At 70.5% G+C, this 20,728-nt stretch carries 22 protein-coding genes; 11 read left to right on the top strand and 11 right to left on the bottom strand.

Annotated elements, in window-relative coordinates; genetic code table 11:
- Positions 1-23: 23 nt before the first annotated feature.
- The 4 genes from aroH (at position 24) to der (ending at position 4,000) form a co-directional block, all read left to right on the top strand.
- Positions 24-383 (top strand): chorismate mutase, encoded by a 360-nt coding sequence (aroH, locus tag ACFY3D_RS00670; protein WP_350948236.1) that lies wholly within the window; start codon positions 24-26, stop codon positions 381-383.
- A 184-nt stretch (positions 384-567) separates the two neighbouring features.
- On the top strand, positions 568-1,650 hold the full coding sequence (locus ACFY3D_RS00665; RefSeq protein WP_389973134.1) for a prephenate dehydrogenase: 1,083 nt from the start codon (positions 568-570) through the stop codon (positions 1,648-1,650).
- 272 nt (positions 1,651-1,922) lie between these two features.
- The gene (gene cmk / locus ACFY3D_RS00660) at positions 1,923-2,579 is read left to right on the top strand and encodes a (d)CMP kinase (RefSeq protein ID WP_362895179.1); all 657 of its coding nucleotides are present in this window, start codon (positions 1,923-1,925) and stop codon (positions 2,577-2,579) included.
- Entirely contained in the window at positions 2,576-4,000 is a 1,425-nt protein-coding gene (der, locus tag ACFY3D_RS00655; RefSeq protein WP_389973131.1) for a ribosome biogenesis GTPase Der, read from the top strand. The genes cmk and der overlap by 4 nt, the downstream gene beginning before the upstream one ends.
- A 433-nt stretch (positions 4,001-4,433) precedes the next feature.
- Here the strand turns inward: der and ACFY3D_RS00650 are convergent, their stop codons facing one another.
- Positions 4,434-5,129 carry a response regulator transcription factor gene (locus ACFY3D_RS00650; RefSeq protein WP_350948241.1) on the bottom strand — a complete coding sequence of 232 codons (696 nt, stop codon included), beginning with the start codon at positions 5,127-5,129 and terminating at the stop codon, positions 4,434-4,436.
- Positions 5,126-6,130 (bottom strand): histidine kinase, encoded by a 1,005-nt coding sequence (locus ACFY3D_RS00645; RefSeq protein WP_389973128.1) that lies wholly within the window; start codon positions 6,128-6,130, stop codon positions 5,126-5,128. The genes ACFY3D_RS00650 and ACFY3D_RS00645 overlap by 4 nt, the downstream gene beginning before the upstream one ends.
- Before the next feature lie 173 nt (positions 6,131-6,303).
- Here ACFY3D_RS00645 and ACFY3D_RS00640 point away from each other — a divergent pair, with 173 nt between their 5' ends.
- The 4 genes from ACFY3D_RS00640 to ACFY3D_RS00625 are packed head-to-tail and all read left to right on the top strand — an operon-like array spanning position 6,304 to position 8,774.
- Positions 6,304-6,648, top strand: coding sequence for a hypothetical protein (locus ACFY3D_RS00640; RefSeq protein ID WP_362895176.1), 345 nt, complete (start codon positions 6,304-6,306; stop codon positions 6,646-6,648).
- A gap of 34 nt (positions 6,649-6,682) precedes the next feature.
- Positions 6,683-6,985: a hypothetical protein gene (locus ACFY3D_RS00635; RefSeq protein ID WP_350948244.1), complete on the top strand. Its 303-nt coding sequence runs from the start codon at positions 6,683-6,685 to the stop codon at positions 6,983-6,985.
- A 44-nt stretch (positions 6,986-7,029) separates the two neighbouring features.
- Positions 7,030-7,491: a CBS domain-containing protein gene (locus tag ACFY3D_RS00630; protein ID WP_389973124.1), complete on the top strand. Its 462-nt coding sequence runs from the start codon at positions 7,030-7,032 to the stop codon at positions 7,489-7,491.
- Positions 7,488-8,774 carry an SLC13 family permease gene (locus ACFY3D_RS00625; protein WP_389973121.1) on the top strand — a complete coding sequence of 429 codons (1,287 nt, stop codon included), beginning with the start codon at positions 7,488-7,490 and terminating at the stop codon, positions 8,772-8,774. The genes ACFY3D_RS00630 and ACFY3D_RS00625 overlap by 4 nt, the downstream gene beginning before the upstream one ends.
- A 54-nt stretch (positions 8,775-8,828) precedes the next feature.
- On the opposite strand, the gene ACFY3D_RS00620 is transcribed toward ACFY3D_RS00625, so the two are convergent.
- Genes ACFY3D_RS00620 through ACFY3D_RS00610 form a run of 3 tightly spaced genes read right to left on the bottom strand, consistent with a single transcriptional unit; the run spans position 8,829 to position 11,621 of the window.
- Positions 8,829-10,379, bottom strand: coding sequence for an MFS transporter (locus tag ACFY3D_RS00620; RefSeq protein ID WP_389973118.1), 1,551 nt, complete (start codon positions 10,377-10,379; stop codon positions 8,829-8,831).
- Between the two features lie 37 nt (positions 10,380-10,416).
- A complete protein-coding gene (locus tag ACFY3D_RS00615) occupies positions 10,417-11,097 on the bottom strand; it encodes an LppX_LprAFG lipoprotein (RefSeq protein WP_389973115.1) in 681 nt (226 codons plus the stop codon).
- A gap of 59 nt (positions 11,098-11,156) precedes the next feature.
- Positions 11,157-11,621 (bottom strand): MarR family transcriptional regulator, encoded by a 465-nt coding sequence (locus ACFY3D_RS00610; protein ID WP_362895167.1) that lies wholly within the window; start codon positions 11,619-11,621, stop codon positions 11,157-11,159.
- 253 nt (positions 11,622-11,874) lie between these two features.
- On the opposite strand from ACFY3D_RS00610, the gene ACFY3D_RS00605 reads away from it, so the two are divergent.
- Positions 11,875-11,997, top strand: a complete 123-nt coding sequence (locus ACFY3D_RS00605) for a hypothetical protein (RefSeq protein WP_389973111.1) — start codon at positions 11,875-11,877, stop codon at positions 11,995-11,997.
- Here the strand turns inward: ACFY3D_RS00605 and ACFY3D_RS00600 are convergent.
- The 6 genes from ACFY3D_RS00600 to ACFY3D_RS00575 form a co-directional block, all read right to left on the bottom strand.
- The gene (locus tag ACFY3D_RS00600) at positions 11,980-13,404 is read right to left on the bottom strand and encodes an aminopeptidase P family protein (RefSeq protein ID WP_389973108.1); all 1,425 of its coding nucleotides are present in this window, start codon (positions 13,402-13,404) and stop codon (positions 11,980-11,982) included. The two genes, ACFY3D_RS00605 and ACFY3D_RS00600, sit on opposite strands and share 18 nt — an antisense overlap.
- Before the next feature lie 119 nt (positions 13,405-13,523).
- Positions 13,524-14,816 (bottom strand): ABC transporter substrate-binding protein, encoded by a 1,293-nt coding sequence (locus tag ACFY3D_RS00595; protein ID WP_389973105.1) that lies wholly within the window; start codon positions 14,814-14,816, stop codon positions 13,524-13,526.
- A 4-nt stretch (positions 14,817-14,820) separates the two neighbouring features.
- Entirely contained in the window at positions 14,821-15,996 is a 1,176-nt protein-coding gene (locus ACFY3D_RS00590) for a branched-chain amino acid ABC transporter permease (RefSeq protein WP_389973102.1), read from the bottom strand.
- On the bottom strand, positions 15,989-16,879 hold the full coding sequence (locus ACFY3D_RS00585) for a branched-chain amino acid ABC transporter permease (RefSeq protein ID WP_362766613.1): 891 nt from the start codon (positions 16,877-16,879) through the stop codon (positions 15,989-15,991). Before ACFY3D_RS00585 ends, ACFY3D_RS00590 begins: the two co-directional genes overlap by 8 nt.
- Entirely contained in the window at positions 16,876-17,835 is a 960-nt protein-coding gene (locus ACFY3D_RS00580) for an ABC transporter ATP-binding protein (protein WP_389973099.1), read from the bottom strand. The genes ACFY3D_RS00585 and ACFY3D_RS00580 overlap by 4 nt, the downstream gene beginning before the upstream one ends.
- Positions 17,832-18,659: an ABC transporter ATP-binding protein gene (locus tag ACFY3D_RS00575; RefSeq protein ID WP_389973096.1), complete on the bottom strand. Its 828-nt coding sequence runs from the start codon at positions 18,657-18,659 to the stop codon at positions 17,832-17,834. Before ACFY3D_RS00575 ends, ACFY3D_RS00580 begins: the two co-directional genes overlap by 4 nt.
- A gap of 183 nt (positions 18,660-18,842) precedes the next feature.
- Here ACFY3D_RS00575 and ACFY3D_RS00570 point away from each other — a divergent pair, with 183 nt between their 5' ends.
- Entirely contained in the window at positions 18,843-20,042 is a 1,200-nt protein-coding gene (locus ACFY3D_RS00570) for a PucR family transcriptional regulator (protein ID WP_389973094.1), read from the top strand.
- A gap of 92 nt (positions 20,043-20,134) precedes the next feature.
- Positions 20,135-20,563: a CBS domain-containing protein gene (locus ACFY3D_RS00565; protein WP_389973090.1), complete on the top strand. Its 429-nt coding sequence runs from the start codon at positions 20,135-20,137 to the stop codon at positions 20,561-20,563.
- Positions 20,564-20,728 lie beyond the last annotated feature (165 nt).

The following is a 20,728-nucleotide window of genomic DNA, read 5'->3' as shown; positions in this document are numbered from 1 at the left end:
CGCGGTGAAGTGGAGGTGCGGCGATGATGCGGGCGATCCGAGGAGCGATCCAGGTCGGTGCCAACGACCGGGACGAGATCCTCTCCGGCGTCACCGAGTTGGTGACGGAGGTGATGGGGCGCAACAGGCTCACCACCGATGACGTGATCAGCGTGATCTTCACGGCCACGCCCGATCTCACCGCGGAGTTTCCCGCTCTGGCCGCCCGCAAGCTCGGTTTTCACGACGTTCCGCTGATCTGCGCCTCCGAGATCGACGTTCCCGGCGCGCTGCCCCGCGTGGTGCGGCTGATGGCGCACGTCGACGTCGACCGGCCCCGCCAGGACATCCAGCACGTCTACCTTCGTGGCGCGGTCGCCCTGCGCGTGGACATCGCCCAGTGAATTCCTCGTGCGTCACCGTCGTTCTTGGCGAGGGGACTGCCAGGTTTACCCGGCAGGTGAGTCGCCTCCCTGTTACCGTTCCTGTGTTTGGAACGGTCAGGGCTTGGCCGTCGCCTACCTCGACTGAGGGAAGCGAGAAGCCGCTCCCTTCAGGGAGCGGAGGAGTCACCTCGGAGGAACGCGCGTGAGCGGCCTTGAAAGCGTCCTGGTCGTCGGTACGGGCCTGATCGGCACCTCGATCGCCCTGGCCCTGCGCGAGCAGGGCGTGGCCGTCCATCTGGCCGATCGCGACGCGGGATCCCTGCGGTTGGCGCGGGAGCTGGGCGCCGGTGTCGAGTGGGCCGAGGGCGTGACCGTGGACATCGCGATCATCGCGGTCCCGCCGCAGGCGGTCGCCGGGCAGCTCGCCGCCCTGCAGAGCGCCGGAGCGGCCCGTTTCTACACCGATGTGGCGAGCGTCAAGGCGCTCCCGATCAGGGAGGCCGCGAGCCTCGGCTGCGACCTGACGACCTATGTCGCCGGGCACCCGCTCGCCGGACGTGAGCGTTCCGGCCCCGCCGCGGCGCGCGCGGACCTGTTCCTCGGGCGCCCGTGGGCGCTGTGCCCGACCGAGGAGACCTCACCGGACGCCGTGGAGGCCCTGCACGGGCTGGTCAAGCTGTGCGGGGGCGAGGCGGTCAGGATCGCCGCCGCGGAGCACGACAGGGCCGTCGCGGTCGTCTCGCACGCCCCCCACGTGGCCGCCTCGGCGGTGGCCGCCCGCCTCGCGGAGGCGCCGGTCACCGCGCTCGGCCTGGCCGGCCCCGGGGTGCGCGACGTCACCCGCGTCGCGGCGAGCGACCCGAGGCTCTGGACCGGGATCCTGTCGGGTAACGCGCTGCCGGTGGCCGAGGTGCTGGAGGCTGTCGCGGCCGACCTCGCCGCCGCGGCGGCCTCTCTGCGTGCCTCGGCGGTCTCCGCCGATTCCGGCGCGATGACCCGGGTCACCGATCTGCTGCACCGGGGCGTCACGGGTACGGGCAGGATTCCCGGCAAGCACGGTGGTCCCGCGCGCACCTACGCGGTCGTCCAGGTCATCATCGGCGACCGTCCCGGCGAGCTCGCCCGGCTGTTCCAGGTGGCCAAGGAGGCGGGCGTCAACATCGAGGACGTCAGGCTTGAGCACGCCCCCGGCCTGCCGCTGGGCGCCGCCGACCTGTGGGTGCAGCCTGAGGCGGTGACGGCGCTGGCCGAGGCGCTGCGCGCCAACGGCTGGCACCTGCCGTGATCCTCGCCCCTGTGTGATCACGCGGTGTTCGCACGACGATCCGTCAAGGGTTCGGCGGAGCCCGCCGCCGAACCCGCCCCGCCCTCCGGGGGATCTCGCGTGAGACCCGCTCATGTCCGGGTGGGCCTCGCGCATCCCGCGTCCTGAGCGAGCCTGTCCCGTAAGGCCCGCTCATCTCCGGAGCGGGCGCCCCTGTTCGATGCGCGGTTCCTTCCCGCATCCCGGTAGCCTCGTACGGACAATTGAAGCGGGCTGTAAGGGAGAGGCGCGTCGTGACCGGACTGGTCGTCGCCATGGATGGTCCTTCGGGATCGGGCAAGTCGAGCGCGTCGCGAGGAGTGGCGCGAGCCCTGGGGCTGCGTTATCTCGATACCGGCGCGATGTACAGGGCGATCACCTGGTGGATGCTCCAGCGGGGCGTCGACCTCGCCGATCCCGAGGCGATCGCCGCCAGGGCGCTCGACCCGGTTCTCACGCTGGGCACCGACCCGGACGCGCCGGTGATCGCGGTCGACGGCGTCGACGCCCTCGCACCGATCCGCACCGCGGAGGTGACCGCGGCCGTCTCGGCGGTGAGCGCGGTGCCCGAGGTGCGGCGCCGTCTGGTGGCCGAGCAGCGTGAGATCATCGGCGAGGGCGGCATCGTCGTCGAGGGCCGTGACATCGGCACGGTGGTGGCGCCCGACGCCGCGGTCAAGATCTACCTGACCGCGAGCGCGGACGCCAGGGCCCTGCGCCGCACGGCGGAATTGAGCGGCACCACGGTGGACGCCCAGCGGGCCGCGATGGCCCGCCGCGACACCCTCGACTCGACCAGGAAGGCAGACCCGCTGGCGAAGGCGGCCGACGCCGTCGAGCTCGACACCACGGCGCTGAACCTCGAAGAGGTCATCGCCGAAATACTGCGTGTGATTAAGGAAAAAGCGTGACCGGGGAATACGACGACGACAACGGCTGGATCGACGCGGAGCTCGCCGATTCAGGGACCGATGACAGCTCGCAGCGGGAGGCGGGGCCCGACACCTCCCCGCAGCCGGTCGTGGCCGTGGTGGGCCGCCCCAACGTGGGCAAGTCCACCCTGGTCAACCGGATCATCGGCCGCCGGGAGGCGGTCGTGGAGGACGTGCCGGGGGTGACACGCGACCGGGTCACCTACGACGCCACATGGCGGGGGCGCCGGTTCACGGTGGTCGACACCGGAGGCTGGGACCCCGACGCGACCGGTATGGCGCTGAAGATCGCGGAGCAGGCCCAGGTCGCGGCCGAGCTGGCCGATGTGATCCTGTTCGTGGTCGACGCCGTCGTGGGCGTGACCGACGCGGACGAGATCGTCGGCCACGTGCTGCGCGGATCGGGCAAGCCGGTCATCCTCGCCGCCAACAAGGTCGACAACCAGCAGATGGAGCTGGAGGCCGCCGGGCTGTGGTCCCTCGGCCTGGGCGAGCCGCAGCCGGTCTCGGCCCTGCACGGCCGCTCCAGCGGTGACCTGCTGGACGTGATCCTCGACAAGCTGCCCGAGACGCCCGAGCAGCGCTTCGGTCCCGAGCGCGGTCCGCGCAGGGTCGCCCTGGTCGGCAAGCCCAACGTGGGCAAGTCCTCGCTGCTGAACAAGCTGGCGGGTGCCGAGCGGGTGCTCGTCGACCCGATGGCGGGCACCACCCGCGACCCGGTGGACGAGCTGATCGAACTCGGCGGCAAGACCTGGCGCTTCGTCGACACCGCCGGAATCAGGCGGCGCGATCGTGAGCTCAAGGGCGCCGACTTCTACGCGAGCATGCGCACCCGGGGGGCCCTGGAGCGCTCGGAGATCGCGGTCGTGCTCATCGACGCGAGCGAGGTGCTGACCGAGCAGGACCTGCGGATCATCTCCCTGGTGATCGAGTCCGGCCGGTGCATGGTCGTGGCGTTCAACAAGTGGGACCTGCTGGACGAGGACCGCCGCTACTACCTGGAGAAGGAGATCGACCGCCAGCTCGTCCGCGTGCCGTGGGCGCTGCGGATCAACATCTCCGCGAAGAACGGCTGGCACGTCGACCGGATCGTCCCCGCGATCGAGAAGGCGCTCGACTCCTGGTCGACCCGGGTGCCCACCGCCAGGCTCAACGCCTTCCTGACCGACCTGGTCGCGGCGACCCCGCCCCCGGTCCGCAGCGGCAAGCAGCCCAAGATCCTCTTCGCCACGCAGGCGTCGACGGAGCCGCCGAAGTTCGTGCTGTTCACCTCGGGCTTCCTGGAGGAGACCTACCGCCGCTTCATCGAGCGTCGGATCCGCGAGGAGTTCGGCTTCGCCGGGTCGCCCATCGAGGTCACCATGAAGATCCGCGAGAAGCGCCAGGGGCAGAAGAAGTAAGAGCCTCACCGCGAACGGCCCGGCCCACGCCGGGCCGTTCGTCGTTTCCCGAGGGTCAGGCGCCGATCGGGGTGCCGAGGAGCCAGGGGAGGGTGAACTCGTCGTCGTGGGTCACCCCGTCGAGGAACGTGTGCCATTCGCCGAGTGTGTAGGTGACGGTGGTTGTGGGCGGGGTGTCGCTGTCCTGGATCGTGACGCGGTCGCCGCCGAAGCCGATGAGGAGATGGTCAGCGAAAAGGGCGGGGGCGCCCAGCTTCCGCGGAGCGAGATCATCGGCGTGTACGTGGTCGAGGAGGGTGAGCCAGGTTTCCGGTGTGACGGCGATTCTCGTCTGGCCGAAGCGGAGAGGACTGATCGATCGAAGGCGGGTGGCACCCTCCCCGCCGCCGAGGTTCGTGCTGTTCGTGTCGATCAGGCCCGCGGGGGTGGCGGGTCAGGGTTCGATCAGGCCGGCGCGGATGGCGTAGCGGGTGAGGTCGAGCCGGTCGCGCATGCCGAGCTTCTGCAGGATGTTGGCGCGATGCCGGTCGACGGTCTTCACGCTGATGAAGAGGGTCTCGGCGACCTGCTTGGCGGAGTTGCCCTCGGCGATCAGCTTGACGATCTCCTCCTCGCGTGGGGTGAGGATGCTGTCGGGCATGCTCTGTCCCATCCTGTCGCGCTGCAGGTAGTGCCGGATCAGGGCGGTGACGGCACCCGGGTAGAGGAACGGCTCGCCGCGCATCGCCGCCCTGCACGCCTCCAGCAGGTCGCGGTCGGCCACCGACTTCAGCACGTAGCCCGAGGCTCCCGCCTTGAGCGCCTCGAAGAAGTACTGCTCGTTGTCGTACATCGACAGGATCAGCAGCCGGATGCCGGGGGCGCGCCGTGAGATCTCGCGGGCCGCCTGCAGGCCGGTCATGCGAGGCATCGCGATGTCGAGGATGGCGAGGTCGACCCCCTCGGGAGTGGCCGCCTCCACCGCTTCGGCGCCGTTGGCGGCCTCGGCCACCACCGTGAGGTCGGGCTCGGCGTCCAGGATGAGCCGCAGTCCGCGGCGCACCAGGGCGTGGTCGTCGGCGAGCAGGATCCTGGTGGGGCTCGAGACGCTCACGGGGGTCACGGGGGTCCCGGGGGTCACAGTGCTCATGAGGCTCTCCGTTCGGTGTCGGCGACCGGTACGGTGAGGCGGACGTCGGTGCCGCCGTCCTGCGGAGAGGTCACGGTCAGCTGGGCGCCGATGAGCAGGGCGCGCTCCCGCATTCCGCGGATCCCCGCCCCGTCCTGGCGTACGCCGCCGCGGCCGTCGTCGGTGATGCGCAGTTCCAGGACGCCGGGCCGGACGGTGAGCGACAGCTCGACACTGGACGCCTTGGCGTGCCTGGCCGCGTTGGTCAGGCCCTCCTGGGCGATGCGGTAGAGGACCAGCTCGACGTCCTCGCTCAGCGAGGGCAGGTCCGCCTCGACCCTGCGTGTCACGGGAACGCCGGTGCTCTGGGAGAAGTCGCTGCTCAGCGCGCTGAGGGCGCTCTGCAGGCCGAGGTCTTCCAGGACGCCGGGACGCAGGCGGCGGGCGACCTGCCCCACCTCGTCCAGGCTCGCGCGGACGCTCTCCTGCACCGCGTGCAGGTCCTCTCGCAGATCTTCGGGCGCTCGGTTGGCGGCGTGTTTGAGGCTCAGCAGGACCACGGTCAGGCTCTGGCCGATCTCGTCGTGCAGCTCGCGGGCGATGCGGCGTCGCTCGCCCTCCTGAGCCGCGAGGGCGTGGGCGCTGCTGGCGCTGCGTTCGGCCTCCAGCCGGTCCAGCATCGCGTTGAAGGTGTCGATCAGGTGGGCGAGGTCACGATTGCCGCCGCTGGGCAGCCGATTATGGGGGTGCAGCAGGTCCACCCGCTGCATGAGGGCGGTGAGCGCGTCGAGCGGTGCCAGACTGGTGCGCAGGAGCAGGGCGTTCGCCGTCAGGATCACCGCCAGGCCGACCGTCAGCACCGGGATCTCGGTCAGGAGCACCGGGGAGGAGACGGTGGCCGGTGAGAGGGCGAGCACCAGCGTACCGACGGTGAAGACCAGCCCGTTGATCGCGAACAGCCGCCTGAACAGGATGCGCCCCGGACTGCGCGCCCCTGCTTGACGGTGGGTGCGTTCGCTCATCTGACCAGCTTCCTCGTTGCGGCACGGGCCTGTCCATCCGGGGTGTCTCCCATACCCCTGTGCCGTCCCTACATGTTTCACCCCTGCTCAGATGGGTGCCGACCCCAATGGCGGAGAAGAGGTGGGACCGATGGGATGAAAGGGCGGCGAGCACCGGCAGACGGGAGAGGGCTATGGGTACGAGCGATGTCGGCATTCTCTGGCTGGACGCCGTCACCCGCGACGGTGTCACGATCACGGTGAACGCGGCCGCCCGAGCCTTCATCGCCGATCCCGTGGCGTGCGCCTCCTACCCGGGCTCACCGGACGCCGCCAAACTCGCCGCCGTCGAGGCGGAGGTCCGCGACTACGTCGGGCGGCGCGACCTGTCCCGGCTGTCCAAGCGGGTCGACCTCGTCTGCGCGGCCGGTGACGAGGCCCGCCACTGGGGCGTCGAGGTGGCACTGGTGGCGATCACCCGCGTCGAGGTGCGGCGCCGCGAGGACCTGATCCGCTGGGCGGAACGACTCGCGTCGTGACGGCGACCACGAGTGGAAGGAAGTGATCGCCGATATGGACATCACCCGCACGACCGTACCCGGTACGGGAACCCTGTTTCACTTCGCCACCCGAGACGGCCAGCGACTCGCGGTCATGGTGGAGGGCGACGGACCGCGGCGGCTTCTGGTGTACGGCGCGGGCGACGAGCCGGCGCAGGCCATCGCGCTGGAGCAGGACGAGGCCGACCAGATCGCGCAGGTCCTGCACAGCCGGTCGGTGGACGACAGGCTCGCCGCCCTCGAACGACGGATGGCCGACATCGCCAGGGCCACGAAGGCCGCAGGGGTCACAGGGAGCACAGGAGGGGCCTCGTGAGCACACCGCCCGCGGTACGCCACCTCCTCCGACGGGAAGGTGCCATGCAAGCGCGCGACATCGCGGTGACCATTCCGACGGTCACCAGGGGTGACTCCGTCGCGAAGGCGGTCAGGATCATGGTGATCGGCCGCCTGCCGGGGCTCATCATCGTGGACGACCTCTCGCGGCCCAAGGTGGTGCTCCCCGGCACCCAGGTGCTGCGGCTCGCCGTGCCCGGTTCCTACCAGGAGGATCCCGCCCTCGCCAGGACCATCGACGAGGACTACGCGGACCAGTTCTGGCAGGAGCTGGGCAATCGCACGGTCGGTGACTGCCTGCCGCGCGATGCCGCCAGGCCGGTGACCGTCTCCACGACGGCGAACCTGCTCGAGGTGGCCGCGCTGATGGCCAGGACGCGCAGCCCGATCGTGGCCGTGGTCGATCGAGACGCCTCACTGATCGGGGCGATCACGCTGGAGCGGCTCCTCACCAGCCTGGCGGTCTTCGGTCTGGGTGAGTCTTGAGCGCGCTGCTCGCCCTGTCGATCTTTCTAATCGCGTTCTTCTTCATCGCCACCGAGAAGGCCAACAAGGTCAAGGTGGTCCTCATCGCCGCCGGTGTGATGGCGGTCCTGGGGCTGATACCGGGATCGGAGGTCTTCTTCTCCGAGCACGAGGGCATCGACTGGAACGTCATCTTCCTGCTGCTCGGAATGATGATCATCGTAGGGATCATCAAGCAGACGGGGATCTTCGACTACCTGGCGATCTGGGCCGCCAAGCGGTCCAAGGGCGATCCGTACCGGCTGATGGTCATGCTGATGGTGATCACAGCGATCGCCTCGCCCTTCCTCGACAACGTCACCACGATCATGCTGGTGGCGCCGGTCACGGTGGTCGTGTGCGACCGGCTGCGGATCCCGGCGCAGCCCTACCTGATCGCGGAGGTGCTCGCCTCCAACATCGGTGGCGCGGCCACCCTCATCGGGGACCCGCCCAACATCATCATCGGCAGCCGGGCGGGGCTCACGTTCAATGACTTCCTGGTGCACATGGCGCCCATCGTGGTCGTCATCTTCGCCGCGTTCGTCCTGCTGACCAAGGTGTTGTTCAGGAGCTCCTTCCAGTACAACCCCGAGCACGTCTCCGCGGTGATGGCCCTGCAGGAGAAGCGGGCGATCACCGATCCACGTCTGCTCGTGCGGTGCCTGGCGGTGCTCGCCGTGGTGGTGGTGGGGTTCGGGATGCACGCGGTGGTGCACATCGAGCCGTCCATCGTCGCCCTCGTGGGAGCGGGGGTGATGCTCCTGATATCGCGCCTGTCGGTCTCGGAGGTGCTGGCGGAGGTCGAGTGGCCGACGCTGGTGTTCTTCATGGGACTGTTCGTGATGGTCGCGGGTCTGGTCCAGACCGGTGTGATCGCGACGATCGGGACGTGGGCCATCAACGTGGTCGGTGACGACTACTTCCTCGCGGCGACGTCGCTGCTGTTCGGCTCCAGCGTGCTGGGGGCGTTCTTCGACAACATCCCCTACGTCGCGACGATGGCACCGGTCGTCGAGGGGATGGTGGCGCAGGCCCCCGACCCGGCGACCGGGCAGGCGCTGTGGTGGGCGTTCGCGCTGGGCGCCGACTTCGGCGGCAACGGTACGGCGGTCGCGGCCAGCGCGAACGTGGTCGCGATCGGCATCGCGGCGCGGACGGGACACCCGATCAGCTTCTGGCAGTTCACCAAGTACGGGATCGTGGTGACGGTGCTGAGCACGCTCATGGCGTGGGTGTACGTGTGGCTGCGCTACTTCGCCTGACCGCCCCCGCGGGGTTGGTTCCGGCCCGCCCCGTTTCCTGGCGAGGTGTCCGGGTCAGGCTCGGTCGGCCCGCCGGGACCCGCGGGGCAGGAGCAGCGCGACCAGCGCGCCCACCCCGCACAGGACGGCCGTGATCAGGAAGATCTCGCTGTACTCGATGTGCAGCGCCTCCTTCACCTTTTCCTGGTACTCGGCGAGCCGCCCGGCGTACACGACGGGGTCCACCCCGAAGGGCAGCGGCGTGTCCAGGTCGGCGGTGAGTGACTGGAAGCGGTGGAAGCCCCACGCGGACAGCGCGGCGACGCCGAGCAGCATGCCCATCATCCGGGCCACGACCACCGCCGCCGAGGCCACCCCGTGCTGGACGGCGGGCACGGCCCGCAGCACCGCGGAGGAGACCGGTGCGATCACCAGGCCGAGACCCAGGCCGGCGACGACGAGGTCGACGTCCGTGCGGTATCCGGCCGAGGCCAGGTCCAGGGGCCACTGGCCGATGCGCGCGTACCCGGCCGTGGCCACCGCGAGCCCGAGCACCGTCACCGCGCGCTCGCCGTAGCGGCGGGCCATCACGCCGCCCACCAGCGCGGCGACCGAGAGCGCGACGAGGAAGCGCGACAGCACCAGGGCGCCGTCCAGGCTGTCGAGCCCCAGCAGTGTCTGCGCCGACAGCTGCACGTCGACCAGGGTGACCAGCAGCGCGGCGCCGGTCAGGAAGCTCACCCCGAGCGTGGCGAAGAACGGGCCGCGCCGCACCCCCGTCATGTCGATCAGCCGGGTCGCGGAGCGCCACTCCCAGGCGACGAACGCCGCGCCGGACACGACCCCGGCGACGATCATGGGCATGCCCCACGGGGGGAGGACCGACCGGCCGGGGTCGGGGTTGTAGAGACCGGCCACGAGCAGGCCGAGCGAGAGCGCGAGCAGCAGCCCGCCCACCACGTCGACGCGCTTTCCCGCCCCGGGTTCCCTGTCGCGGGAGGGCGGCGGCACCGACCGCTGCACGGCCACCGCCGCCAGGGCCACCAGCGGGACGTTCAGCCAGAAGATCGACCGCCAGCCGCCGAGTTGCACGCCGCCGATCTGGAGCCCGGCGGGGACGAGGGCGGCGAGGGCAGCGCCGTACAGGGGACCCAGCACGCTGCCGAGTTCCTGGGCCGACCCCACCGCGCCGAGTGCCACCGGACGCTCGTCCTCCTCCCACAGGTCCCCGATCAGGGCCATGGTGATGGGCAGCAGCGCGCCGCCCGCGACCCCCTGCAGGGTCCGCCCCGCGACGAGCCAGGGCACGGTCTCGCCCAGTGCGGTGATCACCGAACCCGCTGCGAAGCCCGCCAGGCACAGGTGGATGAGCGGGCGCCTGCCGTACCGGTCGGAGAGCTGGCCGAGCAGCGGCATGGCCGCGATGTAGCCGAGCAGGAAACCGGTGACGATCGGGGTGGCCCGCTCCAGGTGGTTGAGGGGAACGTCGACGTCCCTCGCGATGTCGACGAGGACGGTCACCACGACGTAGGCGTCCAGGGCCGCGAGCAGCACCGCGGTGCCGCCGACGCCGAGGGCGGTTCGCCGCCGGGTGGGGAGGGCGTCGCCCGAGACGGCGTGGGTCATCTGCGGGTCACCGTGCGAATCACCGTGCGGGTCACCGTCACTCCGCCGGAGCGGTGATCTGGACCGGCACGTCGTAGTCGCCGAAGGCCACGATCACCTTGCCGTCGGTCAGTGGCAGGTCCGCCTTGAGAAGCCGGTTGGTGGCCTTGTCGATCCAGAGCACCGCGTCGACATTCTGCGTGAGACCGGGCACCATCGTGGCGAGCACCTGCTGGGAGAGCGTCGCCGAGACCCGGTAGGTGTCGACGCCGTCCAGCTTCTCCGCCGCCTGGGTCTTCGCGTCGAGTGCGTTGGTCAGTAGCTGTACGACGCCCTTCTCCGGGTTGAGGATGGCGGACGGGTCGTAGATCGCCGCCAGCTGGCTCCGCGACATCTGCTGGAAGCCACCGGTCACGCCCTTGAAGTGGACGGTCTCCCCGATCAGCACGAAGTTGATCTCCTGGAGACTGCCCAGTACGTCGATCTGGAGGGTGCCGTCCGCGTCGCCGGTCCCGCTGAGACGACCGGAGGCCTTCTTGACCGGTACGGGCGGGGTGCCCTCGGTCTCCAGGGAGAAGGTGGCGGACTTCACGGAGCGTGTCGCCTCCGCGGACTTCTTGACCAGATCCGCCCCGCTGGGAAGGGCTGTCGTGCCGTCGGAGGCACCGCCGCCACTGCATGCGGTGACCAGGGATAACGCGGCGATCACCGCGGTGATGAGGATCCGGCGAGCAGACATGGGCGGATCGTAACGACCTTCCGGTCTACTAACGAGGAACGACCGGTATCGGTTTCGCGTCAGCGGATGCTTTTGAGGTGTTTGACCACCGGCGTGTACGCCGCTTCCAGCTCGACCAGCTGGTCGTCGGTGAGCAGGTCGATGAAGTGACGGCGCACGCCGGCCACGTGGTGGGGCGCGACCTTCTGGATGGTGGCCCAGCCGTGCTCGGTGAGGACGGCGAAGGTGCCGCGCCTGTCGTCGGCGCAGGTCTCCCTGGTGACCAGACCGGCGGCCTCCATTCGGGAGATCTGGTGTGACAGGCGGCTGCGGGACTGGATCGTGGCCTCCGCCAGATCGCTCATCCGCATGCGGTGACCGGGGGTCTCCGAGAGGTTCACCAGGATCTCGTAGTCGTTGAACGAGAGCCCGAAGGGCTGGAACTCACGGTCGAGGCGATGCTCCAGGAGCTTGTGCGCGGCGAGGTGGGCACGCCATGCCCGCTGCTCGACGGAGGACAGCCAGCGAGGCTCCTGATCTTTCACCGGCCGCTCACCACTTTCGTTCACCGCGCGTGTGACCACGACTCCGACGGGTTCACCCCCCAGTCGACCACTCCGCTCGCCGGGCGGGGCTTGCTTCGCGGTCATAGATCAGAATCTACCTCAGAAGGCGTCGTTCGCTCGTGGTGGCTGTGCGGCGAGGTGAGGGAACCCCTGTGGTTTCCACCGGCGATCCCCACCCCGGTGACCAGCCGGGACCGGCCACGCCGCCGATGGGGCAGGTGACGGAACGCAGGTGAGCGGATGGCGCGGGCGGCGGATCCGCGAAGAGATCGCCGCCCTGCCCGAGGTCGAGGGCACGGCGGCCTTCCCCCTGCCGCCGGCTGCCGCCCTCGGCCGCTCAACTCGTGACGCCTGAATCCTCCATCCATCTCTCCACCTCGTCGGGGTGGCGGGGCAGCCCGGCCGACATGAGGCGGGCGCCGTCGGAGGTGATGATCAGGTCGTCCTCGATGCGCACGCCGATACCGCGAAGCTCCGGCGGAAGCGTGAGGTCGTCCGGTTGAAGGTAGAGGCCGGGCTCGACGGTCAGCACCTGTCCCTCCTCCAGCACACCGTCCAGGTAGACCTCCGAGCGTGCCCTGGCGCAGTCGTGCACGTCCATGCCGAGCATGTGACCGCTGCTGCACAGCGTGTAGCGGCGGTACAGGCCGCTACCGGGCTCCATCGCCTCGTCCGCGCCGATCTTCAGCACACCCCAGTCGTGCAGTCCCTCCGCGATGACCCTCATGGCCGCGCGGTGGAAGTCGCGAAAGCTCACACCGGGGCGCAGGGTGGCGATCGCCGCCTCCTGGGCCTCGTACACCAGCTCGTAGACCTGACGCTGGACCGGGCTGAAGCGCCCGGAAAGCGGGAGGGTCCTGGTGATGTCGGCGGTGTAGAGGTGGTCGGTCTCCACACCCGCGTCGAGGAGCAGCAGTTCGTTCGCGTCCAGCCGCCCGTCGTTGCGGATCCAGTGCAGGACGCACGCGTTGGCGCCGGAGGCCACGATGCTGTCGTAGCCGACCGCGTTGCCCTCCAGGCGGGCGCGGAGGCCGAAGACTCCCTCCAGATAGCGTTCGCCGCGCCGGTGTCCCAGCGCGGCCGGCAGGGCCCGCACCACGTCCTCGAACCCGCGCGTGGTGGCGTCGATCGAGAACTGCAGCTCGGCGACCTCCCACTCGTCCTTGATCAGTCGCATCTCGGACAGGAACGTCTCCAGCTCCTCGTCGCCGTCGCCGGGGGAGACCCGCGCGTCGACGGACGCGTCCACCCCGCGCAGCACCCGCGCCGGTCCGCCGAGCACGTTGTCCAGCCTGTCGATCGGCTCGCAGGCGATCTGGTGCAGGGCTTCGGCCTCGGCCAGGTCGGGGCGGCGGCCCACCCAGAACTCGCCGTAGCGGCGGTCGCGGTAGAACTCCTGCCCGGCCTCGCCCGGCGCCGATCTCGGTGAGCGGGGGCGCAGGAACAGCGTGGCCTCCCCTGAGGGCTCGACGACCAGCACGTCGTCGGGCTCCTGGTCGCCGGTGAGGTAGGCGAAGGCGCTGTGCGCCCGGAACCGGTAGTCGCTGTCGTTGCTGCGGACCTTGAGCGTGCCGGACGGGACGACCAGCCGCTCGCCGGGAAAGCGGGCGGCGAGTGCGGCGCGCCGCTTGGCGGTGTAGGCGGCCTGCGGCAGCGGGGCCAGGTCGTCGCGGTGCGTGTCGGCCCAGCCGGTGTTCATGAACGCGGCGAGGGCCTCGGAGACCGGCAGGTCGTGGCTGCCGGTGTTGAGCTTCTGGGTCATCGTGTTCCCGGGAGCGGAGGTCTCTGGTCGCCCCCACGCTAGCCCGGAGCGGTGCGGCCCGCACACCCGGCGCGTACCGGGCCGCTCGGAGGACACGGGGGAGCACAGGGGACCGTGGGTCAGCCCACCGGGACCCGGTACTCCCTGGCCAGGTCGGACGTCGTGGCCTCCTCGAAGACGACCGCGCCGCCCAGGGCCGCCTTGTCCGGCTTGGCCACGTACGACAGCAGCGAGGCGGGCCTGTCGAAGGTGGTGAAGTCCATGATCGTGCCGAACTCCTCGCCCCAGGCCGACTGGCCGCGGTGCGCGGCGACCACCGCCGCCCGGGTCAGGTCCTTGCCCTCGCAGGCCTTCTTGAGCGCGTCGACGACGATCGCCGCCGCCGAGTAACCCGCAGGAACGCCGCTGTCGATGGCCGTGTCCGGATATTTCGCCGTATAGTCGGCGGCCAGCTTCTTCAGGGCGGGCAGTTCTGAGCTGATCGGCGTGCCGGCGGTCATGTAGTAGAAGTCCTTCAGCAGGGCGGGCCCGGCCGGAGTGGGCAGCAGTTGCGGGGAGTAGGCCGAGTTGCTGCCGACGAACGGCACGTCCATGCCCTTGGCGAGCGAGACACCGACGAGCGAGGCGGTCTGCCTCGGACCGACGGAGACGAGGACGGCCTTGACGCCCTCCGCCTTGAACGCGGCGACCTGGGCGCTCATGTCCTGGTCGGTGGCCTTGATCTTCTGTTCCACGAGCGTGAGGCCGAGCTTCTCCGAGGCGTACTTGGAGCCGTTGAGGGCGCTCTCACCGTAGTCGCCCTCGAAGTACAGGTGCCCGATTCTGTCCCCGGACTTGAGGCCCTTCTCCCTGGTCAGGAAGTCAACCCCGTTGATCATGTCGATGTCGTAGGTCGTCCCGGTGACCTGGATGGCCCTGCTGCCGAGCAGCCCGGTCGCCCAGGCCTGCGGGAGGGTGAGCATCTGGTCGGTCTCGATGCGCTGCTTGAGCGCGTTGACCATGGGCGAGCCGACGACGTGGGCGAGCGCCACCACCTTCGGGGCGATCTCGGTGTAGGCCGCGACCGCCTTCTGCGCGTCGTAGCCGTGGTCGCGCACCAGGGCCTCCAACTGCCGTCCGCACACGCCCCCGGCCGCGTTCGCCTGCTCGAAGTACAGCTGCTGCGCCTGGGTCAGGCTCTTGCCGAACGAGGCGTACGGGCCGGTGAGGTCGGTCATCAGGCCGATCGTGATCTTGTCGGCGGTGACGCCGGGTCCCGTCTTCACACCGTCCCCCCCGACGGCGGAGGGGGCGGAGGCCTCCCCGCCGCCCCCGGTGGCCTTCTCACTGGCGCACGCGGTGACGGTCAGGGACAGGGCGGCCAGGGCGGCGAGCGCCGCGACGCCTCGGACCGGGGTTCTTGGGATTCCCATGTCATCAGTTCCTTGTGTCGGGGGAGTCGGGGGATGGCGGCGGCGATGGCGGGGCCTTCGTCGCCGCGGGAGCCGGGGAAGTGGGAGCGGAGGAAGCGGGGACGGGGGAAGCGGGGGCGGGGGCGAGCCGCCGACCGGCGGCCGGGCGCAGGCGTCCGGCGAGGCCGAGCAGCCCGCCGGGCAGGAAGAGGACGATGACGACGACGGCGGCGCCGTACAGGACGCGGGCCGCCTCCGCGGGCGAGACTCCGCCGGAGCCCGGCTCGGCCACCAGCGGCAGGGCGTCGCTGTAGCGGCTGAGCAGCTGGGGGAGCATCGAGACGAAGAACGCGCCGATCACCGCGCCCGCGACGGAGCCGAGTCCACCGATGACGATCATCGCAAGGTAGTCGAGGGAGAGCAGCAGGCCGAAGTAGTCGGGCACGGTGCGCTGGAAGATCAGCGCGAGCAGGACCCCGGCCAGCCCCCCGTACATCGACGAGAGCACGAACACCCCGGCGCGGTAGCGGGCCACGGGCACGCCCATCACCCCGGCCGCGATCTCATGGTCGCGGATGGTGTTCATGGCCCTCCCAGGACGGCCGCGCAGTACCCCTCGGGCGAACAGCGCCGCGCCGGTCAGCAGGACCAGGCCCAGGAACCACAGCCGCTCCAGCGAACCGAAGGGCACTCGCGCGACCACCAGTTCGGGGGTGTCGGCGAACACGAACCCGAACAGCTCCATCGGTGGTACCGGGCGCCCGTTGTACCCGCCCGTCACGGGTTCGGCGTTGAAGAGCACGTGCTGGCCGACGAAGATCAGCGCGAGGGTGGCGATGCCGAGGTAGGCGCCTTTCAGGCGTCCCGCGATGGGGCTGAACACGCCGCCCGCGACGCCCGCCGCGAGCACCGCGAGCAACGCCGCCACGGGCGTGGGCAGGCCGAGGCCGCCGAGGGCGTGTGCGCCGCCCTCCGGCTCGGAGGCGAGGTAGACGTAGGCGTACGCGCCGACCGCGAGGAAGAAGGCGTGTCCCATGGACAGCTGGCCGGTGGCACCGGTCAGCAGGTTGACACCGATCGCCCCGATCGCCGCCGACATCGCGAAGAGCCCGGTCTGCAGCCAGAAGCCCTCCAGGTAGAACGGTACGGCGACCGCCACCACGACCAGTGCGGCGCAGGAAAGGATGATCTTCCTAGACACGTGCCGGCTCCCTCGTCCCGAACAGTCCCGCGGGGCGGATGAGCAGGACCACGATCATCACGAGGAACGGCGCGACGTCGCCGATGCCCCGGCCGAGGAAGGCGAGGTCGTTCTGGTAGCCGCTCATCATGGCCTCGGTGACACCGATGATCAGTCCTCCGGCCAGCGCTCCCGTGGTGGAGTCGAGGCCGCCCAGGATCGCCGCGGGGAACGCCTTCATCGCCGCGAAGGCGGTGCCGCGGTCCAGCCCCGGGGTCGGGAAGACGCACAGGAAGAGCGCCGCGACGGCGGCGAGCGCCCCGGCGACCGCCCAGGCTCCCATCGAGACCCGCCCGCGCCGCACGCCCATCAGCGCGGCGGTCTCCGCGTCCTCCGCGGTGGCGCGCATGGCGATGCCCCAGTTCGTGTGCTTGAACGCCAGCAGGAACGCGGTGATCAGGGCCGCCGCGACGGCCAGTGCGACCACCCGGGTCTGGGCGACGCTGACGTCACCCAGGTGCAGCACCCGGTCGCGCCAAGGGTCGCCCATGGCGAGCACGTCGGTGCCGATCCGCCTGGTCAGCTCGGTCGTCAGCACGATGTCGACACCGATCGTCACGATCGCCAGCACGCTGTGCGAGGCGGTGTTCGCCCTGCGGATGACCAGGAACTCGATGAGGGCGCCCACGACGGCCGCACCGGCGACGCCCAGCAGCAGGGCGGTCCAGAAGCCCACCGACGGGTGCGTTCCGGCCACGATGAAGCCGCCGACCAGCAGTAGCGAGGCGTGCGCGAAGTTCACCACCTCGGTCGCCTTGAAGATGATGACGAAGCCCAGGGCGATCAACGCGTACACGGCTCCGACGGAGATCCCGTTCACCAGGAGTTCGAGAAAAGTGATCACGGAGCGACCTCCCCGTCCCCGCCCGCCGCGCTTCCAGCGTTCGTGTCCTTGCCCGTCGTGTTCTCCGCGCTCGCGTTCTCGACGGTCGTGTTTCTCTCGGTGGTGTCCTCGGCGGTGGGAAGCACCGCGGTCGCGCTTTCGACCACGGTGCTTTCCACCGCCGCGCCCAGGTAGGCGCGGACCACCTCCGGATCGTTCTGCACCTCGCGGGGAGACCCGTCCGCGATGCGCCTGCCGAAGTCCAGGACCGTCACCGCGTCGGCGAGCCGCATGACGATCCCCATGTCGTGCTCGACCAGCAGGATCGAGATGCCGAGGCTCTCCCGTACCGCGACGATCAACTCGGCCATGTCGCGGCGCTCGCCGCCGTTCATGCCGGCGACCGGCTCGTCCAGCAGCAGCAGCCGGGGTTCCATGCACAGGGCCCGTGCCAGCTCCACGCGCTTCTGCACGCCGTACGGCAGCAGTCCGGCGGGCGTGGCCAGCCGTTCGGAGAGCCCGACGAACGCGGCGACCTCGGTCACCCGTTCGCCGTGCGCGGCCGCCTCGCGCCGGGCCGCCGGCAGTCGCAACCCGGCCGAGAGGAACCCGGCGCGGGTCAGCCGGTGGCGGCCGAGCATGAGGTTGTCCCTTACCGACAGGCGTGGCGACAGGGCGATGTTCTGGAAGGTGCGCGCCACGCCCAGGGCGGCGACACGGTGCGGGGCCAGGGAGGTCAGTTCCGCGTCGCCGAACCGCACGCTGCCCGAGGCGGCCCGGCAGACGCCCGACAGGACGTTGAAGAAGGTCGACTTTCCCGCCCCGTTGGGCCCGATCACCGCGTGGAGGCTGCCGGGCTCGACGGTGAAGCCGACCGCGTCCAGCGCGGTGAGCCCGGCGAACCGCACGGTCACGTCACGCACGTCGAGCCGGGGAATGGAAGGGTCCGTACCATCCGGTTGGTATGTGTCGCTCACACCGACCACCTCGCCAGCGCGGGCCGAGCCGCCTTCCGCGTCCCACGTGCCGCGACCGGGGAGGTGTCCTCGATGCCAAGGTAGCGACGGCGCACCTCGTCGCTCGCGGCGAGTTCCGCGGCCGGCCCCGACAGCACCACCTCGCCGACCTCCAGCACGTAGGCGTACGAGGCCAGGGACAGGGCCATCGCGGCGTTCTGCTCCACCAGGAGCACGGTGGTGCCGTCGGCGTTGATCTCGCGGACGGTCTCGGCGATCCTGGCGGCCATCAGCGGCGCGAGACCGAGGGTGGGCTCGTCGAGCAGCAGCATCCTGGGCCTGGCCATCAGCGCGCGGCCGATGGCGAGCATCTGCTGCTCCCCGCCGGACAGCAGGCCCGCGCGTTGTCCGGCGCGCCTGGCGAGCACGGGGAAGAGCGTGAGCACCCTCTCCCTCGCCGCGGCCGCCGACCGCCGGTCGGGTGCGCCGAGGGCGCCGGCCCGCAGGTTCTCCTCGACCGTCATCCGCGCGAAGACCTTGCGCCCCTCGGGTACCTGGACGACGCCCCCCGCCACGATGGCCGAGGTGGCGGCGCCGGACAGCCGTGTGCCGCCGAACCCGACCTCGCCCGCGGTGATGCCGCCCCGGTGGAAGCCGAGGGTGCCGGAAACGGCGCGCAGCAGGGTCGACTTCCCCGCGCCGTTGCCGCCGAGCACCGCGACGACCGAACCGCGCGGGACGCTCAGCGAGACACCCCGCAGGGCCGGGACCGGGCCGTAGCCCACCGCCAGATCCCTGACGGCCAGCCCGGAGTCCCCGGGAGGGCGAGGGGCGTGCACGTCCATGTGTGCCTCCTGACAGCCGATGAACGCACCCAACCGAGACGCTTCACCGGCGTCCAGAGGGCGGGGTGAAGTCGGGGCGGACGCCCATGCGGGACGGGTCCCGGTTGTGCGTGTGCACAACCCCGGGTCACGAAACAGAACAGAACCTTGTTCGGCGAGGTGTTTTGCTGTCACGATCCCCAGATGGGGACCCGGCCGGTTACGGACGACGAAGTACGCAGGGTCATGCGCCTGGCCGCCCGCAGGCTGTTGCTGAGACTTCCCGAGCTCACCGACGAGCTCGTCGCCAAGATCCGTGACACCGACGAGGCGTACCGGCGGATGGTTCCCACCGACGACCACTGGCAGAGCGTCTACGAGGCGATGCGGGACGGTATCGGCGCCATCCTGCTGCCCCGCTCCGAACGGTGCGACGTGCCGCAGGCGGAGAGGACCGCCCGGCGCAGGGCTGAGCAGGGACTGCCCATGGACTCCCTGCTGCGCAGCTACCGGCTCTCCGCGCAGGTGATGTGGGACGGTCTCATCGACGTGGTCACCGAGGAGGAGTCGGACAGCCTGCCTGTCCTGATCCGCAGCGCCACGAAGGTGTGGCACGCCACCGACCGGCAGGCGATCGCCGCCGCCGAGGCATACCGAAGACGGGAGTCCGAGTTGTTCGGCCGCACAGCCGAGAGGGTCCAGGCCCTGCTCGACGCGCTCCTTGAGGACCGGGCCGACGCCGGCCTCGTCCGCAGCGCCGCCGCCGCGCTCGACCTGCCCGAACTGGGCCGGTACGCCGTCGTCATCACCAGGCCGCCCGGCCGCCACGACCACGGCAACGACACCCCGCGGCCGACCACCTTGGGCGTGATGCGGCTGCTGTGGCGGATGCGCCCCGACTACGAGGTGTCGGTCGTGTTGCTGCGCGACGCGGACATGGACGACCTCGCCGGAGAGCTTCGCCCGTACGTCACCGGATGCGCCGGGATCAGCCCGGTCGTCGAGGGACTGGCCGAACTGGGCCGCGCCAGGCGGCTCGCCGAACTGGCCCTGCGGACCTGCGTGGGCGAAGGCCCGGAGATCGCCAGACTGGAGGACAGACTGCCCGCCGCGCTGGTGGTCAGCCAGCCCGAACTCGCGGGTCACCTCAGCGGTGCCGTATTACGGCCCATCCTCGCTCTCGACCCGGCCGACAGGGAGGTACTCCTCGGGACCCTGGAGGCGTGGCTGCGATGCGAGGGCTCGGCCATGCGCGCCGCCGGGCGGCTGTACTGCCACCGCAACACGGTTTTCAACCGCATCCGCCGAATCGAGCAGCTCACCGGCCGCTCGCTCGCCCGCCCGCTCGACATCGTGGAGCTCACCCTCGCCCTCGACGCGGTGCGGTTGCTGCCCGTCACCTGACAGTCGATACTTTGCTCTCCTGCGTGCTTAGCGTGTGGCACAAGAGGGCAAAGGTAGGAATACTCGCGCCAGGCTGAACCGAGGTGATGCCAATGCTGATCGGTACGATTCTTCAAGGCAAGGGCACGGAGGTGGCGACCGTCCGCCCGGACTCGACGGTCGCCGCGTTCCTGGCCGTTCTGGCCGAGAAGAACATCGGCGCCGTGGTGGTGTCCGAGGACGGCTCGTCCATCGCGGGCATCGTCTCCGAGCGCGACGTGGTGCGGCGACTGCACGACCGGGGCGCCGCCGTGCTGGAGGACCCGGTGTCCTCCATCATGACGGCCGAGGTCCGTACCTGCTCGCCGGACGACAACGTCGACGGACTCCGCCATACCATGACCACGCACCGTATCCGGCACGTGCCGGTCGTGAGCGCGGGCCGGCTGGCGGGGATCGTGAGCATCGGTGACGTGGTCAAGAGCGCCATCGAGACGCTGGAGACCGAGAAGGCCCACCTGGTCGACTACCTCCACCGCTGAGCCGGAGGTCTCCGAACCCCGGGTTTCGAGGGTTCGACCCCTGAGTTCGAGCCCTCGGGACCGGGTTCCCGAGGCGAGGCCCGCTGAGCCCGTATCGCCCGGAGGGACCGTTTTCCCGAGCCTGGATTCGTGAGCTCGACCCGCCCTTTCCGAGCCTGGATCCGT

The organism is Streptosporangium sp. NPDC000509 (assembly GCF_042898365.1).
Lineage (GTDB): Bacteria > Actinomycetota > Actinomycetes > Streptosporangiales > Streptosporangiaceae > Streptosporangium.
The sequence above is the reverse complement of the archived record's forward strand: the minus strand, read 5'-3'. Positions and strand labels throughout refer to the sequence as shown.